The following is an 18,164-nucleotide window of genomic DNA, read 5'->3' as shown; positions in this document are numbered from 1 at the left end:
CCCAAAGAAAGAAATGCCGCTATCGGTTTTGATAGCGGCATTTTTTTTAAATCATCTTAGAGACTCAACATAAAGTGGCCACACGTATTTCAGCTAGTCTATCATTTGCTTTATTAAGGATAAAAATTAGACCCCGCAGCTCTAGAAAATACGAAGACCCTACTTACGCCACCTCTTCAGGTGTTTCTATGGTCGCAAGATAACGTTCAGCATCCAAAGCTGCCATACACCCTGTTCCTGCGGCTGTAACCGCCTGTCGGTATTCTTTGTCCTGTGAATCCCCACAAGCGAAAACACCGGGAAGGTTGGTCTTGGTCGTTTTACCCTTGGTAATCAGATACCCGGTTTCATCCATATCCAATTGACCTTTAAAAATATCAGTATTTGGTTTGTGCCCGATTGCAATGAACAACCCTGTAATTTCAATATCCTTTGTGGCACCTGTCTGGTTGTTTTTCATGCGCAGGCCTTCCACCACCTGATCTCCTAAAACTTCATCGACCTCAGTGTTGTAAAGCACCTCGATATTCTTCATATTGTTTACACGATGTTGCATGGCCTTCGATGCCCGCATATAATCCTTACGAACCAACATCGTCACCTTGTTACAGATATTGGCCAAATAGGATGCCTCTTCCGCCGCCGTATCCCCTGCCCCAACGATCGCCACATCCTGACCTTTGTAGAAGAAACCATCGCAAACCGCACAAGCGGATACACCTCCGCCACGTAGTTTCTGTTCGCTTGGGATATTCAGATATTTGGCCGTTGCGCCCGTAGAAATGATGACCGTTTCGGCCTCTACGGTTTTGTTGTCATCTATAGTGGCACGATGTATTCCACCGACCTCCTTGCTCAGCTCAACGGCAGTAACCATTCCGATACGTACCTCGGTCCCGAAACGCTCGGCCTGTTGTTGCAATTGCACCATCATAGTCGGGCCGTCGATACCATCGGGATAACCGGGAAAGTTATCTACTTCGGTAGTTGTGGTCAATTGGCCACCTGGTTCCATTCCGGTGTACACGATTGGTTTTAAATCCGCTCTTGCTGCGTATATGGCCGCTGTATAGCCCGCAGGCCCGGAGCCAATAATCAACGTTTTAATTCGCTCTATTTTTTCTGACATAGTCGTTATACTTCAGGGGCTCAAAGATATGAACCCGATTCTACATTCCTCAATAAAACAAAAGTAGGATTTTTGCAAAAAACCTTACTTTTTAGTTATTAAAAGTTATGATAACCAATGGCTTTAAGAATTGGTAATAAAGAAAAAATATAGTGTACACTGTATTAATACGGGTTGAAAATAGTATCGTTCTTTTCAAATCAGTAATTTATTACAGTCATAAGCATCGGATTGTGAATAATTTAAAGTTAAAATTCAATGTGAAGCGTTTTTTATTCGATTTTACTGGGTATTTTTGAAAACAAGGATCGGAATCAATCTAATCAACCATGACGAATAAAGTTCTGAAAACGGTAATTATCGATGATTCGGGTATGCAAACCAAAGTCATATCCAAATTAGTGAATAGCCACTCCAATCTCTCCCTTGAAGCTACTTATGAAAATGGAATGGTTGCCCGTAAGGGCATAAAGGGAAATACAGTAGATCTCATCCTCCTCGATATTGAAATGCCGGTTATTAGTGGCTTCGATTTTCTAGATGCCATGGAAAAACGGCCGCAAGTCATCATAATCTCCGGGAAAACCGATTACGCTTTAAGAGCCTTCGATTATGACGTTACCGATTACCTTCACAAACCTATTAGTATCGATCGATTCAATACGGCCATTCAACGGGCGCTCGTCAATCATGCGAATATGGAATCGGAACAAGGTGCACAAGACTATATTTTCGTAAACAGTAACTTACAAAAAAGAAAAGTTATCATTGGTCAAATCAAATGGATTGAGGCCCTGGGCGATTATGTGAAATTGGTCACGGACGATGGTTCTATACTCGTATTGTCTACCATGAAAGCTTTTATCGAGCGTTTACCCACCGAAAAATTTGTGCGTATTCACAAATCGTATACCATTAACATAGAACGTATCGATCGTTTCAACAGCACTAGTGTTGAAGTCGATGGTCAGCGAATTCCCTTAAGCCGTCTTAAAAAAGAAAGCTTGGAGAGGGCCCTTTCCGAAATGTAACCATCTTTCGAACAAATTTAAAGCCATCGAGCAAGGGTACCTTGACTTGGTAGAACTTCGAACCACTCCAAATCGATATCAAACGCTTTCTTATAAGCCGCTGCGCCCTCTTTTACAAAGTCCGCTACCGCCTCTTCCGCCACGATATTCAACGTACAGCCCCCAAAACCGCCACCCGTCTGTCGGGCACCTAGCACCTGCGGGTTATTTTTGGAAAAATCGACCAAAAAATCGGACTCCTTGCAACTTACTTCATAGTCCTTACTGATGCCCTCATGTGCCTCGTAGAGCAATTCCCCTACTTGCTGTAGCTTATTCGATTGAAGCGCTTTGGCCATCTGTAGCACCCTTTCGTTTTCAGCGATTATAAAAGAACACCTCTTGAAAATGATTTCCCTCATTTCCGCCTTACTTATCGAGAGCATATCTACGTCAACATCGCGTAGCGACCGCACCTCCGGATATTTTTTTTGAATAATCGATATACCCTCCTCGCACTCGGCTTTGCGCACATTATATTCGCTAGTTGCCAAATTATGGGACACTTTGGTATTTAATAATATGATTTTATATGGATGTAAGTCTATCGGAATCATCTCACTTTCCAGCGATCTACAATCGAGTAAAATCACATGACCTTCCTCACTCATCACTGAAGCGTACTGATCCATAATACCGCACTGCGTCCCGACATAGGTATGCTCGGCAGTTTGGGAAAGTTGTACCATTTCGATTTTGGAGAGACCCAAATCAAATAGTTCATTTAGACCAAAAGCCAGACCACATTCAAGTGCAGCCGATGAGCTTAAACCGGAACCTGTAGGAAGATTACTTTCAATGGTACAATCAAAACCCCTAAGCTTATCGGTACGTTTTAAAATCTCATTGAGCACCCCTAAAATATAATTCTGCCATTCTACTTCACTCTTGGAGATATTTTTTAAATCGATTTGAAAACCCTGATCGTACCCCAATGTATACACATTGCAGCTTGTGGCCGTATCGTTCTTTCGAAACTTGAAAATGATCTTTTTCGCTATCGCGGTGGGTAAAACGAAACCCATATTATAATCCGTATGCTCACCGATGAGATTGATTCTCCCAGGGGATTCGACCAGGAGTTCCGGTTTAAAATTCTCTAAAAACTGCATTATTTATCCTTATTTACTTTGTTCGTCCCGAATCATTTCCGCTGTGGCTACCGTCCTGAAGCCAAGATGTTCCTGGGCGGAATCTAAACTAGTGGCCATTCTCGCGGAAACCCGGTAACTGGCGCAATAGCTATCACTGCATAAAAAAGATCCTCCTTTTATAACTTTTTCCTTTGCATAAGGGTCCCGCTCGTTAAAAGCGGTACCTGGGCCGGTAGGGTTCAACGCCACCTCGCCTTCTCCTGCCATATCCTTATAATAACCACTGTTGTACCAATCATTTGTCCATTCCCAAACATTCCCTGCCATATCGTATAGCCCCACCGAATTCTGTTGATAGGATTTTACGGGAGCTGTACCTTCAAATCCGTCGACCAATGTATTTTTTACTGGAAATTCCCCCTCCCAGGAATTGACCATTTGTGGAAGTTTTGTAGCATCGTCTCCCCAGAAAAATACGGTATTTCGGGTGGTGCCCCGAGCTGCAAGTTCCCACTCGGCCTCCGTAGGCAATCGCCGACCAGCCCAATCACAATATGCTTGCGCATCTTCGTAGGAGACGTGAACGACAGGATGATCTTCCTTTCCTTTGAGGTTGCTTCCCGGTCCTTTCGGATTTTTCCAGTTGGCACCGATGGTCCATTGCCACCATTGGGAGAAATCATACAGGTTCTGAACTGTTGATTTTGTCTTTTTAAAGGTCAACGACCCTGGCTGCATGATGCTATCATGTGGTTTAGGTGTGCCCTCCGGAAGCTGTTTTTTCATTTCTTCCCAATCGATTTTCCGTTCCGCAACCGTAATATAATCAGTGGCATCGACAAACTTTTTGAATTGGGCATTGGTAACTTCGGTGGCATCAATGAAAAATCCATCTACGGCAACCTGATGTGCCGGCCCTTCATGGCCCATAGCCATTTTATCCTGCGTGACCGCTCCTTTCATAAAAACCGCACCCGGAACCCAAACCATACCATCGGGAACTGCCAAGGTATCCGGTTTTTCGGTAAGTACGTCAATACTCTTGGCCTCGTCCGTTTTTCCTGTAGTTTTTGATGTATCGACAACTTCCTTTTTTTGCTGTTCCTCCCGACAGTTAAAGAGCATTATACAACAGCAGAAAAGGGTAAGGCCAAAGATAAAAGTGCGCATAGGTTGAAAATTTGAAGGGCTAAGGTACTTTTATTTTTCGTTTAACAAACCCTTATCAAGAATGGGGATTCTAAAATGTTCCAGTTCCGGTGTCTCGCGTTGTACTTTGAAGATATCAGCTGCCTTTTTCATGATTTCCGGATGCGCCATGGCAATGTTGTTGCTTTCCAAAGGGTCTTTCTCTAAATGATATAGTTCTAACGTAGGTGCTTCGGCATTGCGCAGATTCTGGCGAACGATTTTGAAGTCCCCCATGCGGATGGCCACCTGACCCCCATAACTGGGAAACTCCCAATATAGAAAGTCATGGTCTTCCTGTTGTCCTTTGGAAAGTAAAGTGGGCAGCATGCTGATGCCATCATTGATATCTGGTACTTCATAACCTGCGACTTCGGCGAAAGTAGCCATCATATCGTAATGCGCCGAAATATGATCGCTCTTGCTCTCCGCTTCTATCTTTCCAGGCCAGGAGGCGATCATCGGGACACGTATACCGCCTTCATACAGAAATCCTTTTCCCCGACCGTATTCTCCTCGAAACGGCTTGGCACTTTCAAAAAATTCAGGATCTGCCCCACCGGCATACGAAGGCCCATTATCCGAAGTGAAAACAATCAGGGTGTTCTCGTATATTCCCTCATCTTTTAACTGTTGCACCAATTTGCCGATATTCTCGTCTAGGTAGGAAACCATGGCGGCATAAGCGGCATGGGGATTCTTATGGGGAAAATATCCCGCTCCGCGTGTCTTGCCGGCCAAATAAGGTTGCTCTTCGCCAAATTTATCCACATAATGATCGACCCACCGTTTCGGAGCTTGGAGCGCTACGTGGGGTATGGGGGTTGCCCAGTATAATAAAAAAGGTTCATCCTTATTAGCGGAAACAAATCCCGTAATTTCGTTGAACATCAAATCCGGACTGTAGTCCGTTAAATTATAATCAGCGTAACTCGCCTCGTCGTACGGATCTTTCCCTTCGGCTAGAGGAGTGCTAGGGGCAATGGTATCGTTGGCCAAATGTACCCGATTCCTGTTTTTGTATAAATGCAAGGGATAATAGGTATGAGCTTGTCGCTGACAGTTATAACCATAGAAAAAATCGAAACCCATCTCGTTCGGAATCGACTGCGTGTGCGGCGCGCCCAAGCCCCACTTACCAATTAGGCCCGTAGTGTAGCCCGACTCCTTTAATTTATCGGCCAAAGTAACGGTCGACGGGGGTATCGGGCCTTGTCCTTCCAAGGTAGAATCTTTTGCCATGGCACGATAGTTCCATACATCGCCGCGCTCTTTCCATTCCGAGTTACTGCGTATATACGCATGGCCTGCATGTTTACCCGTCAGGAACATATAGCGTGCGGGAGCACAAACCGGAGCACTGGTGTAGTGTTGCGTAAATAGCATTCCGGATTTCGCCAAGGCATCAATATTCGGGGTTTCTATTTTCTCCTGCCCATATGCGCCTACCTCGGCGTAGCCCAGGTCATCCGCTAGAATGTAGATGATATTGGGCCTCAAAGGTTGATCGGCGGCATCCGAAGTTTGGGTAAATCCCTCAAGTGGATAAATGAAAGTCCCAAGCAATAGCAGCGACACCGTATATTTAGTTATGTTCATATTTCGGAATTAAAGCACCACGGTTTTGCCCGGGGTAGGAATGTCATATTCGCCCTCCGCATTGGGTTGTACGGGCGCGGGAGCATCCCAAGAAAGATTGTCAGGAACCAATGAAAGTTCCGATTTCATGGCTTCGTCCCAAGTGACGACTTTACCTGAATAGGTAGCCATTCTTCCGATGATGGCGCTCATGGTACTTTTGGCCCCGTTCTCGGCATCGGCCAGTACGCCACCATTTCGAATGGACTCGAACAATTTGATATGCTCGACCTGATAAGGATTGGGGTCATCCTTGCCCCGATGCTCAAAAATGGTATTTCCCATCCAATCGGTCAAAGTGGCCTTGTCTCCCGCGGTAGAAACAGTTCCCTTCGTACCTTGAAAGAATTCGGAAACCCTGTTCATCGTATCGGGTTGGTGGCGACATTGACTCGAGATTACCGCACCACTAGGATAGGTAAATTCTACGAAGTGATGGTCGAAAATCTCCCCATGGTCTTTTCCATTGCGCACCTGCCGACCTCCCATTCCCTGTGCAGAAATCGGATACTCCCCGATAAACCAGTTCGCCACATCGATATTATGAATGTGTTGTTCCAAAATATGGTCTCCACATAACCAATTGAAATAGTACCAATTACGCATTTGATATTCAAGTTCTGATTGACCCGGCTTGCGTTCACGTACCCAGACTCCACCACTGTTCCAATACACTTGACCTGAAACGATTTTCCCTATTTTATCTTGCTTTAGTTGTTCCATGGCGGCTAAGTAGCTATCCTGATAATGTCGTTGTAGCCCCACCACCACGTTTAGTTTATTCGCTTTGGCCTTTTCCGCGGCGGCCAGCACTTTTCGTACGCCCGGCATATCGGTTGCGACCGGCTTTTCCATAAACACATGTTTTCCGTTCTCGATGGCATATTCAAAATGTTGGGGACGGAAACCGGGAGGAGTCGCTAAAATGACCACATCGGCCAAATCCATGGCCTTCTGGGCAGCATCAAAACCCACAAATTTATGTTTCTTCTTTACCTTCACTTTTTTTGACTCGCCCATCTCTTTGTTGATATTGATAAGGCTGCTCTCCAAACGGTCTTCAAAGGCATCGGCCATTGCTACCAATTGTACATTTTCATCGGCTTTTAGGGCTTGAATCGCCGCACCTGTGCCACGACCACCGCAACCCACCAAAGCGATACTTAGTTTTTTATCGTTAAAAACATTTACCATCGCATTCATTTGTAGGTTTGGCAATAGCATCGCGCCACCTGTAAACAGGGCGGTGTTTTTTACAAAATCCCTTCTTGACTTTTTATCTTTAGTGAAAGGTATTGTTTTGGTTATCGGGCTTTTCATTATATCATCTTTACGTTAGAGGTGTTCTTGATATATTATGTAGGTTAAGATAGAGAAATACATTCGAAATGACAACCGCTGGGACTTCTGCCCTACTAGCTGAAAGGCTTGAGAGACACCTCTTCTTTCGACATCGACCTGCAACGAAAATCCGATGGCGATGGTTTATTGTGCTCCTCAAACGCGGGTTTTACCGATATTTTGGAGGCAAAGCCTTTGCGGCTATTATTTTATGGACCAAGTAATTTTGGATACGGGCTAATACTTACATCGAAAACGACGGGAAGAAATCTGGGTGTTTCCTATTTTTGAAAAAGTATAAGATTTACTTCACGGAATCGGTTACAAAACACATAACAACGGATACATAATTTATGGCAGTACTAGGGCATATAATAAAAGGCATCATCGAGGCGCGTGATGTCATCAAGACCGAGCGAAATCCTATCGACGAACAAAAGGTAGTTCTAAGGGATTTGCTGGAAAGAGCCAAAAACACAAAGTTCGGAGATCATTATAATTTTGAAAAAATACTTAAAGTCAATGATCCGGCCGAGGCATTTGCAACCGATGTTCCCTACTTCGACTACAACAGCATAAATGAACGTTGGTGGTCGCAATTGCACGAGGGCAAAGAGAATGTGACCTGGCCGGGAATTCCTGATTACTACGCCTTGAGTTCGGGCACCACTGGCAAAACAAGCAAACGTATTCCGGTCACACAGGAAATGATCAATGCCATAAGAAAGGCTGGGATACAACAAGTATTCGCCTTGAGCAATTTTGATATGCCACCGGATTTCTTTGAAACGGGCATCTTGATGTTGGGAAGCTCTACAGATCTTATTGAAAAGGACGATCATTTAGAGGGGGAAATCAGTGGTATTAGCGCCAGTAACATTCCTTCATGGTTCAGTGGTTTCTACAAACCGGGAAAAGATATTGCCGCTATTGATGATTGGGACGAGCGAGTGCAATTAATCGCGGAGCGGGCCAAGGAATGGGATATTGGCGCGATAAGCGGCATTCCCTCATGGATCGAGCTCATGTTAGAGAAAGTCATCAATCACCACAATTTGGAAAACATACATGAAATTTGGCCCAATCTTCAGGTCTATACTTCTGGAGGTGTTGCCTTTGGCCCCTATGAGAAAAGTTTTAATGCCCTTTTGAAACATCCGATTACCGTTATCGATACCTATTTGGCTTCGGAAGGTTTTATCGCTTTTCAAAGTCGCCCGGAAACCGACGCCATGCAACTCATTACGGACAATGGTATTTATTTTGAATTCGTGCCCTTTGATCCTGACTATATTCAACAAGACGGTTCGCTAGTAGCAGATGCACCGGCCTTATCTCTGGCGGAAGTAAAGGAAGGACAGGATTATGTGCTTATTATGAGTACGGTATCTGGTGCTTGGCGCTATTTGATCGGTGATACCATCGAATTTACGGATGTAGAGAGGGCTGAAATTAAAATTACCGGCCGCACCAAGTTTTTTCTGAACACGGTAGGTTCCCAGCTTTCTGTAAACAAGCTGGACAAGGCCGTTCGTCATATTGAGGAGAAATTCGATATGAAGATTTCGGAATATACGCTCTGTGCGAAGCGGTTCGATGATGGTTTCTATCACAGTTGGTACTTGGGTGCCGAAGGGAGTGCGGAGGAAGATTCCTTGGTGGAAGCCTTGGATGAATTTTTACAATCTGCCAATAAAAATTATAAGGTTGCCCGCAGCAAGGCGTTACAGGGAGTCAAAGTAAAACGAATCGATCCGGATATTTTTTACGAATGGAATGCCAAAAACAAGAAAAAAGGCGGACAGGTAAAAATGGAGCGCGTAATGGGCGAAGATAAATTTGCCGAATGGGAAGCGTTTGTAGGAGCGCAAAAATAACATTCCGAATACAAATTCCTGTAAACAAAGGAGGCGTTCGTCTGATGCTACTCGCCACTTTTCTATTTTACAGCAGCATCCCGTTCCTCAACCAACTGCATTATTTCCTCCGGGGAAAGGTAGTATTTCTTGATTCGGGATTTGTATTTCTCCGACAGCTTGGCATTATTTAAAATAAAATTCTTGGTTTCCAAGATGTACTTTTCCATTCCGTGTGCAACCGCAAAAGTATCGGCACAGCGCTCGGCTTCTTTGATGTATTTTTCAGAAAACAAATATTGGAGACCGAAACCGATAAGGTTGCTCTTGGTACGGTTCTGATAATCCATAACATGCCCCAGTTCATGACCGAGCCAACCGATCATAATATTTTTAGGCATATCCACTGTCTTATAAACGGTGTCGGATATTTTAAACCGTTCGCTCATCAAAATAACGTAACTCCTGTTCTTTCTAGACTTGAAAAAACTACCGAAGGTAGGTTGCGCCTGCATCGTAGATTTCTTGATTTTCTTTTTGAACTTGAAGGTAATCGGAATCGTATCGAGTTCAGGATAATAAGAAAGGGCTACTTTGGCTTCTTCGGCTATGGACACGGGATATTTATGTTGTGCATTCGCAGTGGTTATTTTCATGGAAAAAATTACGATTAGAACTATTTTGAAGTGATTAGCTGTCCAAGAGACCATTATGATATGAAGCAAATTGGTGTTGACCTTCAATCATGCGTTGAAGTTATCGAAAATAAAGATTAATATAGTGTAGGAAGTGTCAACAAACAAATTCCTAAAGAGATTGGGTCAATATGATTCGGGAATGAGCAAAATAAACATCCTACTTCAGATTAATTTTATGATTACGTATTGCAAAAGCAAACGCTTAACTAAAAAAAACAGTATGAAAACAAGTCTTTATAAAAGTACGATTACAAATTTTATTATAACGACCTTTTTGGTTTTAGGTATTGGAATTGGATTTTCGCAAGAGGAACAAGTTGGTGGAGTTCTCAGCACGACTACGGTACAAACGCTGAATTTTGACCGTAATGGAACGAAAATCCCCTATACGATTACTACTCAGGAAAACAGAATTTATTCGGCTACGTTCAAGCAAAGCAAAGAGAATAAAGAAAATTTCGAGCGTATGGAATCGCCTGCTCTGGTTTCGAAAATGATTACCATCAACAGCGAAATCGATAGTACATTGAATAAGCGCATTATTCTACGCTATAAGAAACGATTGGCCGATACCTTTGAATTGGTGCCCACCGAAAAAGGTTTTCAAATCGAGGTAGATGGAAATCTTATCGACTATGCTGTAGAAAGTGGCGTTTACGCCATTGATGCGGCGAGTAAGAATTTCTTTGTTATCGATGAATTTGATGTTGTCGACTAAAAGGTAAAAGTCCTTAAAATCACAAATTTGTTCATACTTCGATTTAAACTATACTTAAAAGGTGTAGCTTAATCGTAACAGACTTCCCCTAGGCAAGACCGGGACAACTACGAAACTGGCATCGGGATTTGTTTGAATGAATTCAGAAGTAACGCCATTGGCACTTGCACCGAAAGTATTAGCCCCGAAGAAATTCGCCAATCCTTCCGAATTGAAAAGATTAGTTACCAGTAGGTCCGCCGAAATATGTCGCGTAATCTCATACCCGATTCCTGCATTGAAAATACCATAGGCCGGGAGTTGAAATGCATTGGCTACATTGCCTTCCCGCTCGCCCATAAATTGCCATCTGACAAATCCGTTCAGTTTATCCTTTTCATATTCAATGCCTAGATTGAACATTAGTTTAGGGTTGAATGGTAACGTATTGTCAGAATAGTCAACGGTGGAGTCGTCGGCAGTGTCGACAGAGCCCGCAGCGTCATATACCGTCCAAGTTGTAGCGATGGGATTCTGCAGCACACCATTGAACGTAAAAGACAGATTGGAGATAGGAGAATAGGCAGTCTCCCATTCCAATCCTATGGTCCTTGAGTTATTCAATTGTACCGGGGTATAGAACACATTTCCATTCTCGGTATCAAATGCAAAGTCGGCCACTCCTATATTCTTTAGTCGACTCCAAAAGGCGGTTGCCGTAGCGGAAAACACAGCGCTTCCGTATTTTAAGCCGAGCTCTGCCTGAGTTATTCGTTGTACCTCCCCTTTTTGATTGATCGGAACGTTTGAGAAGTTATTAAAGTAATAATTCAGTTCCGGCGCCTTATTTCCTGACGAGAAACGAACGAATACCGCAGATTCCTCGGCAAACTTATAATTCAGTGCCGCGGAATAGGAAAGGTAATTGTAATTGAAATCGAACTCGTCTACCTCGCCTGTCGGTGCTAAAATACCGTTGTCATAGGCAGTGGTTGGATCACCATCGAATCCGCCATCTCCCGTGAACGGAGCGGCTTGGTCCTTGCTCCCTTGGTGTCCTATGGTCTCATATCGCAATCCCACATCGAGGTGAAGTTCGTCTTGTATCTTCCATCTATCATTGGCGAAGAAAGCTATCTGACTTACTTCCGCCCGGGAATTATCAAAAAACAATCCTCCATAATTACTTAATCCATTGGCATCCGATAAGGCGATGACTGGTTGATCTGGATTCTCAAGGGTAACTTGAAGCATTCGAGGATTGGGCTCATAAGTTATGTATCCAAAACTCCCTTGGGTATACAAAGAGGTGTCCGAAAATCCCGAAGAATATCCAAAGGTCAAATCATGATTTGCAGAGGTCTTACGTAAGGTTATTTGATTCATCCACTCACCCGACCGATTTTGTTTTAACCACGAGGCCGTTCCCATAATAGCGTCGTTGGGTAAAGAACCGTCATTCAGGTATTGAAAAGATTCCCCTGCCAAAATTCCACTGTTGTCCAATCGTGCCACTTCCGTTCCTGATCCTGCCTCCCGAAAAACCACTTGCCCGATAGGAAATTGGGCCCCACTGATGAAATAGGCCAAAGGATCGTTCAATGAGACGAAGGCATTGCTAATCGCAGTTTGCCAATTGGCACTCTTGTCGGAATGCTTGAGATTAAAACGCAACAACCAATTGGCCCCCAGCTCCTGCAGGACATCGATTCCGAAAGCACGGTCCTGGGCATGCACACCTTGGGACGGGTCGAAATTATTCGTTGCTCCCTGGGCCAACCGTCTTCCATCAGGTACGTTGGCCGAAAAAGCCGGCATCATCAAGGCGGTGCTATTAAAATCTTGGCCGAACGCCGCCTTTGGGTCGCTCCAATCGGTAGCGGCAACGCCCGTATATCGGTTTGTGAAATCATCAAGGATTTTGCCATAGAATTTGACATAGCCCTTATCATGTCTTTTCATGAGATTGAATTTGAGCTGTCCGCCCTTGCTAAAGGTGAAATCGGTGTTTCGGGCACCGTCATCGTTACGGTAATGTCCGCCCAGGTTATAAAACCAATTGTTCCCGAACGTACCGCCGACCGTTCCGTCAACTCGAAACATCGGGTTGCCCTCTCCCTGCACTCCACCTTGTAATTGAATTTCCCCACCAAAACTATCCCTAGGTCCTTTTGAAATAAAATTATAAATACCGCCAGGCCCGTTCAAGGCGGTAATTGCCGCGCTACCACCACGAATCGCTTCTACTTTTTCGGTCGTAATATCCACTCGATGAAATATGTCAGGACTGTAGTATGAATGCTGAACAAGACTGACCGGAAGACCATCTTCCTGCAGCGAAACATAGTACCAACCCATGTCATCTTCGGCAGAGGCGGAGATTCCGCGGGCATATACTTTGGTAAAGACTTCCCCAGCGGAGGGGTCTGTAAACGTCCCTGGAATGGCCTGCAATAAATCGGCGGCACCACGTGGAAATGACTTTTGTATTCTTTCGGAGTTCAAGGTCGTTATCGAAGTACTCGATGTCAACTGTTCGCGCGGATCGAAAGACCCTGTGACAACCACATTTTGCAAATTTAGGGGGTCATCTTCCAGGCTAATCGAAAAAGATAGGGCTTCCGTTGCTACGGTTACACTTTCGGAATAGGTTTTTACACCCACATAGGAAACGGTTAAAATGTAGTCTCCGGCTGGGACTCCTTCGATCTGAAATTGACCTTCCATATCAGAAATACCAAACTTTGATGAGGGTTCAAGACCAATATGAGCTCCAGAAAGCGGAACCCCATTTGAATCGATCACTTCACCGCTCAGGGTAATTTGAGAAAAGATAGAAGTAACACCTGCTGTAAAAAAAACCAAAATTTGAAAGACAAGATTATTTCGCATATATAAGATTTTTAGGGGAGGCAAATATAGGTAGGTTATTTTGATTCGCACCCTTCACACATATTAATGTTTTAATAGAAATAGTTGTTTGATTATAACCGATAGACCGGTCTAAATGGCAAGAATGGGGCATTTTGGATTGTCTCCTAAAGACCATGATTGTTTTCTTTTGAATTACGAAATAAACAATAGTACAAATGTTAGGGTCTCGACGGCTATTTTAATATGATGTCGTATAAGGTAAGACCTCGTTTTTCTTTCCCTACGGGAACATCTCAATTTTATTTCTTCAACGCATTTCCCCGGCTTTCGAAGCTTTTGCCTCAAGGATGCGGGAAATATTCAAGCCACTCTTTTTAGCCGCCTCGTACGGTAAACGATATGGCCCAAGATGGTTATATTTGATTTACCTAAATAAAGATAATTGACCATCACATGAAAGAAATGGTCGTCATCAAATGAGCAAATTATGGCCAGTCAGATGCAATTAGCGAATCTTAAATTAGTTTCCCAACAATCGCCCAATTCCCAAAGAGTGGCCGTACTCCACGCGCCCTATGAAATCGGTATGGCCTACGCCGAAATACCGGAGCCTATGAATGACGAGGTGCTCATTAAAATAACGTTCGTGGGTATATGCGGGTCGGATGTTGAAACATACAGAGGTCTCCGAAAACCGGAATATTTGTCAATGCCTACGCGTTTAGGACATGAGGTAGCCGGTGTTGTCGAAAAAACAGGAGCGAATGTCACTGGAATAAGAAAAGGGGACAAAGTGGCGTGTAGGTATGTTTGGGGAGCATTTGCCGAATATATCGTCTGTAAACCCTTTAACATCAAGGTACTCCCCAAATGGTTTCCAATGAAGGAAATAAGTACGCTAGAAGTACTTCCAGGAATTCTTCATGCCGCCGATTTATCGTCCATATCACCGAATACCAATGTTTTGATTACCGGACAGGGCGTAAGCGGTCTCGTAATGACCCAAATTATAAAGCTCTACAGTCCCAAAAATTTAGTGGTTACGGATCTGCATGAAAAAAACTTGGTGTTGGCAAAAAAGTATGGGGCTACCCATGTGTATAAAATTCCGGCTGAGGATACCCCCACCATGGATGTATTGCGGAAGGAGTTTCCGGATGGTTTTGACGTGGTAATTCCTTGTCTATTGGACGGAGATGGAATGGTCGATGCGATTGATGCTGCGGCCTTTGGGGGGAAGATAGTGATGTATGGTTGTATTGGTATCTGCAACAAACCGGTCGACTTCTTCAAAGTACATCGGAAGCGATTGGAAATATATTCAACAGAGCCCCGTAGCGATATAGATATGCGGAACTATTTTCAAAAAGGCATGGAATTGTTTGTAGACGGTTTACTGAATACATCGGAGATGATAACGCACGTTTTTCCTTTAGAGCGAGTGGCAGAGGCATTTCAGCTACGTAATGATAAAAATGCCAAGGATGTCATTCATATACTTATCGAATGTACTGAAGAGGACTAAGGCAACTCCGGTGTCAAAAGTGTAACCAATCTCCTAAATGACCTGTTCCCGCATCAACCCCTCTTGGGCTACCGAAGCAACCAAAATTCCTTTTCTATCAAAAATACTTCCTCTCGCGAAACCCCTTGAATTCGAAGCGCTCGGACTATCCATACTATATAACAACCAGTTTTGAATATCAAAATCCCGATGAAACCAAATCGCATGGTCCAGACTGGCGTAAAATGTATTTCCCTTGTTGAGCTTCTCGCGATGCGGTAAGGTTGCCGTAGTGAGCAAATTATAGTCGGAGGCATAGGCCATCAACTGATGTTGCATCCTTAAATCTATCGGCGCCTTTTCTGCCGTACGAAGCCAAATATTGAAAAAAGGAGACCCATTTTTCGCCAATTGCGCGGTAAACTTTTCAACCGGTTTAAAATCGAATACTTTGGGTTGGATCGCTCTTAAGCGATGGTATGCACTGGGGAATGTTTCTTTGATTTCCTCTAGCTGTTCAAGGCTGGTGGTCAACTTCTCCGGAGGAATCAGATTCGGCATGGGAATCTGATGATCCACGCCTTCCGCCCTGACCTGAAAGGATGCCGCCATATTGAAGATGGCCTTTCCGTTTTGCTTCGCCACGACACGTCTGGTGGTAAAACTTCCTCCATTTCGAATGGTATCTACTTCATAACGTATCGGATATCTTAAATCCCCACCCAGAATAAAATAGCCATGAAGGGAATGTACGACACGATCATCTGGAACGGTCTGGTAAGCGGCGTGCAGCGATTGCCCCAATACCTGACCTCCAAAAACCCTACCCCAAGGAGCCTGATAGTTTTCTCCCTCATAAATGGTATCGTCCACTTTCTTGAGGGTCAACAAGGCTATCAAATCTTCTAGTACATGCATTTCAAGTCTTTTAGTCGATCTATCAAGAATTAAAAGTACAGCTTCTATACAGAACAAAAAAAGTATGGAGCCCAGTCCTAGACTTTATGTAAATCTACCAGAGTACTGTAGGCTCACGGAACGCATCCCACGAAATTCGTTTACTTTTCTAGTTACTATCCTAGTTAACTTATTCTATATATCACCAAGAATGACGTTGTCTTAATGCAAATTGAAAGGAAAGATTGGAGAAACAAAGATCAATATCCATCCGTATACCGCTGCTAGTCGTCCGCTTCAGCGGATACACGCGTACTAATTCGATGCGCAATCGATAATTCAATGCCCTTTAAATATGTCGTGCTTACAAAATAAAAGTAACTTAGAGACTGTTTGGAAATATCTCGCTTATTTTCTTAAAGCCTCTTTTTGCGCCTTATTTCGTTAAAATTTTTGACCGTAGCGCTGCTATGCTCAAAAATTTTGCCTCATAATGCATCAAAAATAGATCATAACAATTCTAACGACATATTTCCAAACAGTCTCTAGATTTTGAAGTACTATTTTACCTCGAGTCACAAAATGATTATTAGTTGAGGAGATGGCGCAAGTGACGTGAAAAAGGAAAAGATATGGAAACCAAGAAGACAGCACGTATGAAAAAGGGAATACTACTATTGCTGATAGCACTAGCATTCGGGAGTTTCATTTCTTGTAAAGAAAATAAAAAAGAAATGACGGAAACCGCACAAAAGCCAAATGTGCTGCTTATTTGTGTGGATGACCTGCGCCCTGAGCTGAAAAGTTTTGGCGCATCCTATATAAGTTCCTCGAATATTGATCAATTGGCCCAAAATGGGGTCTCTTTCCAGAAACATTTCGTCAATGCGCCGAGTTGCGGCCCATCGCGCTATACATTGTTGACTGGCAAATACGGACCGGCCGGCAACAATGCCCTTTTTCTGAGAGCGAACGAACTGGCGAAGGGCACTGAAAAAATCGACCCAAGCATGCCGGAGTGGTTTAAAGCGTACGGCTACACAACGGTATCCGTTGGAAAAGTATCCCATCATCCAGGGGGAAGAGGTGGTGAAAATTGGAATGACAGCTCTATTGTAGAGATGCCCAATGCATGGGATAAGCATTTGATGCCCGTTTCGGAATGGGAGCATCCGCGTGGTGCAATGCATGGTCTGGCAAATGGCGAAACACGAATCAAGAGCAGCGAGATGGACGTTTATCAGACCACTGAGGGAGATGATACCATCTACCCTGACGGGGCGATTGCAAATGAGGCGGTCGCTCAACTGGGAGCACTTTCCATGAACGATAAAAAACCGTTCTTTCTGGCCGTTGGCATCATAAGACCACATTTGCCTTTCGGCGCGCCAAAATCGTATTTTGACCAGTATGAAGGAGTCGAACTTCCGCCAATACCACATCCGCAAAAGCCGGAAGGAAGAACGACCTGGCACGGTTCAGGAGAATTTAAGCAGTATAACCGCTGGGGAAATGATCCTAACGAGGATAAAAGCTTTGCCGAGGAGGTACGCCGCCATTATGCTGCCGCAATCAGTTACGCCGATGCTCAGGTCGGAAAAATCTTGGCGGAGTTGGCTCGCACAGGAGCCGACAAAAACACTATTGTCGTACTTTGGGGCGATCACGGATGGCATCTTGGGGAACATGCCATTTGGGGAAAGCATAGTCTATTCGAGGAGTCGCTACATTCCCCAATGATCATCAGTTATCCCGGAATGGACCAAAAAGACACTAAAACCGATGCCATGGTCGAGACACTCGATATCTTTCCTACGCTTTGCGATTTAACGGGAGTCGAGATTCCTAAGTTCGCACAGGGAGAATCTTTAAAAAATATATTGAACAATCCGACTAAGAAAGGGCATCCCGCCATAGCTTATTATAAAGACGTCTCTACCATACGAACGGCAACACATCGCTTGACACTTCATAAAGATGGCTTTGTAGAACTGTACGACCATACGACTAAGGATAGAGAAACCAAAAATGTTGCTGACAAACACCCCGAACTGGTGGAAAAACTCAAGCAAGAACTGCAAAATAAATTACAACAGGGCTAAATTTATGGTAGGTATTGTAGGTAATTAGACCTAAACAATCGTATAGGCATTTTTAAAAGGACAAAATACTCAGTAT

13 protein-coding genes are annotated in these 18,164 nt (G+C 43.9%); 5 read left to right on the top strand and 8 right to left on the bottom strand.

The genetic code is table 11. The features are described 5' to 3' along the window. Positions 1–163 precede the first annotated feature (163 nt). A complete protein-coding gene (gene trxB, locus FGM00_RS05560; protein WP_138851946.1) occupies positions 164–1,129 on the bottom strand; it encodes a thioredoxin-disulfide reductase in 966 nt (321 codons plus the stop codon). 329 nt (positions 1,130–1,458) lie between these two features. On the opposite strand from trxB, the gene FGM00_RS05555 reads away from it, so the two are divergent. Further along, on the top strand, positions 1,459–2,160 hold the full coding sequence (locus FGM00_RS05555; protein WP_138851945.1) for a LytR/AlgR family response regulator transcription factor: 702 nt from the start codon (positions 1,459–1,461) through the stop codon (positions 2,158–2,160). Between the two features lie 17 nt (positions 2,161–2,177). Here FGM00_RS05555 and galK read toward each other — a convergent pair whose 3' ends face one another. The 4 genes from galK to FGM00_RS05535 are packed head-to-tail and all read right to left on the bottom strand — an operon-like array spanning position 2,178 to position 7,439. Next, complete coding sequence (gene galK / locus FGM00_RS05550) at positions 2,178–3,311, bottom strand: galactokinase (protein WP_138851944.1); 1,134 nt, start codon at positions 3,309–3,311, stop codon at positions 2,178–2,180. A 9-nt stretch (positions 3,312–3,320) separates the two neighbouring features. Next, positions 3,321–4,463: a formylglycine-generating enzyme family protein gene (locus FGM00_RS05545; RefSeq protein ID WP_236262938.1), complete on the bottom strand. Its 1,143-nt coding sequence runs from the start codon at positions 4,461–4,463 to the stop codon at positions 3,321–3,323. Positions 4,464–4,493: 30 nt separating this feature from the next. Further along, positions 4,494–6,080 (bottom strand): arylsulfatase, encoded by a 1,587-nt coding sequence (locus tag FGM00_RS05540; protein ID WP_138851943.1) that lies wholly within the window; start codon positions 6,078–6,080, stop codon positions 4,494–4,496. Positions 6,081–6,089: 9 nt separating this feature from the next. Beyond that, positions 6,090–7,439 carry a Gfo/Idh/MocA family protein gene (locus FGM00_RS05535; RefSeq protein ID WP_138851942.1) on the bottom strand — a complete coding sequence of 450 codons (1,350 nt, stop codon included), beginning with the start codon at positions 7,437–7,439 and terminating at the stop codon, positions 6,090–6,092. Positions 7,440–7,813: 374 nt separating this feature from the next. Between FGM00_RS05535 and FGM00_RS05530 the strand changes: the two genes are divergently transcribed. After that, a complete protein-coding gene (locus FGM00_RS05530; RefSeq protein ID WP_138851941.1) occupies positions 7,814–9,337 on the top strand; it encodes a GH3 family acyl-acid amido synthetase in 1,524 nt (507 codons plus the stop codon). A gap of 62 nt (positions 9,338–9,399) precedes the next feature. Here the strand turns inward: FGM00_RS05530 and FGM00_RS05525 are convergent, their stop codons facing one another. Further along, positions 9,400–9,972 carry a hypothetical protein gene (locus FGM00_RS05525; RefSeq protein ID WP_138851940.1) on the bottom strand — a complete coding sequence of 191 codons (573 nt, stop codon included), beginning with the start codon at positions 9,970–9,972 and terminating at the stop codon, positions 9,400–9,402. Positions 9,973–10,234: 262 nt separating this feature from the next. Here FGM00_RS05525 and FGM00_RS05520 point away from each other — a divergent pair, with 262 nt between their 5' ends. Then, entirely contained in the window at positions 10,235–10,732 is a 498-nt protein-coding gene (locus FGM00_RS05520; protein WP_138851939.1) for a hypothetical protein, read from the top strand. Positions 10,733–10,786: 54 nt separating this feature from the next. On the opposite strand, the gene FGM00_RS05515 is transcribed toward FGM00_RS05520, so the two are convergent. Beyond that, a complete protein-coding gene (locus FGM00_RS05515; RefSeq protein ID WP_138851938.1) occupies positions 10,787–13,603 on the bottom strand; it encodes a TonB-dependent receptor in 2,817 nt (938 codons plus the stop codon). A gap of 469 nt (positions 13,604–14,072) precedes the next feature. On the opposite strand from FGM00_RS05515, the gene FGM00_RS05510 reads away from it, so the two are divergent. Then, positions 14,073–15,110, top strand: coding sequence for a zinc-dependent alcohol dehydrogenase (locus tag FGM00_RS05510; protein WP_138851937.1), 1,038 nt, complete (start codon positions 14,073–14,075; stop codon positions 15,108–15,110). 33 nt (positions 15,111–15,143) lie between these two features. Here the strand turns inward: FGM00_RS05510 and FGM00_RS05505 are convergent, their stop codons facing one another. After that, the gene (locus FGM00_RS05505) at positions 15,144–16,007 is read right to left on the bottom strand and encodes an acyl-CoA thioesterase (protein WP_138851936.1); all 864 of its coding nucleotides are present in this window, start codon (positions 16,005–16,007) and stop codon (positions 15,144–15,146) included. Positions 16,008–16,618: 611 nt separating this feature from the next. Here FGM00_RS05505 and FGM00_RS05500 point away from each other — a divergent pair. Next, a complete protein-coding gene (locus FGM00_RS05500) occupies positions 16,619–18,088 on the top strand; it encodes a sulfatase (protein ID WP_236262937.1) in 1,470 nt (489 codons plus the stop codon). Positions 18,089–18,164 lie beyond the last annotated feature (76 nt).

The sequence above is a fragment of the Aggregatimonas sangjinii genome (assembly GCF_005943945.1).
Taxonomy (GTDB): domain Bacteria; phylum Bacteroidota; class Bacteroidia; order Flavobacteriales; family Flavobacteriaceae; genus Pelagihabitans; species Pelagihabitans sangjinii.
The sequence above is the reverse complement of the archived record's forward strand: the minus strand, read 5'-3'. Positions and strand labels throughout refer to the sequence as shown.

Excerpts from the sequence above, each read along its gene's own strand:
- trxB (WP_138851946.1), bottom strand. The coding sequence starts at position 1,129 with ATGTCAGAAAAAATAGAGCGAATTAAAACGTTGATTATTGGCTCCGGG.
- FGM00_RS05555 (WP_138851945.1), top strand. The coding sequence starts at position 1,459 with ATGACGAATAAAGTTCTGAAAACGGTAATTATCGATGATTCGGGTATG.
- galK (WP_138851944.1), bottom strand. The coding sequence starts at position 3,311 with ATGCAGTTTTTAGAGAATTTTAAACCGGAACTCCTGGTCGAATCCCCT.
- FGM00_RS05545 (WP_236262938.1), bottom strand. The coding sequence starts at position 4,463 with ATGCGCACTTTTATCTTTGGCCTTACCCTTTTCTGCTGTTGTATAATG.
- FGM00_RS05540 (WP_138851943.1), bottom strand. The coding sequence starts at position 6,080 with ATGAACATAACTAAATATACGGTGTCGCTGCTATTGCTTGGGACTTTC.
- FGM00_RS05535 (WP_138851942.1), bottom strand. The coding sequence starts at position 7,439 with ATGAAAAGCCCGATAACCAAAACAATACCTTTCACTAAAGATAAAAAG.
- FGM00_RS05530 (WP_138851941.1), top strand. The coding sequence starts at position 7,814 with ATGGCAGTACTAGGGCATATAATAAAAGGCATCATCGAGGCGCGTGAT.
- FGM00_RS05525 (WP_138851940.1), bottom strand. The coding sequence starts at position 9,972 with ATGAAAATAACCACTGCGAATGCACAACATAAATATCCCGTGTCCATA.
- FGM00_RS05520 (WP_138851939.1), top strand. The coding sequence starts at position 10,235 with ATGAAAACAAGTCTTTATAAAAGTACGATTACAAATTTTATTATAACG.
- FGM00_RS05515 (WP_138851938.1), bottom strand. The coding sequence starts at position 13,603 with ATGCGAAATAATCTTGTCTTTCAAATTTTGGTTTTTTTTACAGCAGGT.
- FGM00_RS05510 (WP_138851937.1), top strand. The coding sequence starts at position 14,073 with ATGGCCAGTCAGATGCAATTAGCGAATCTTAAATTAGTTTCCCAACAA.
- FGM00_RS05505 (WP_138851936.1), bottom strand. The coding sequence starts at position 16,007 with ATGCATGTACTAGAAGATTTGATAGCCTTGTTGACCCTCAAGAAAGTG.
- FGM00_RS05500 (WP_236262937.1), top strand. The coding sequence starts at position 16,619 with ATGGAAACCAAGAAGACAGCACGTATGAAAAAGGGAATACTACTATTG.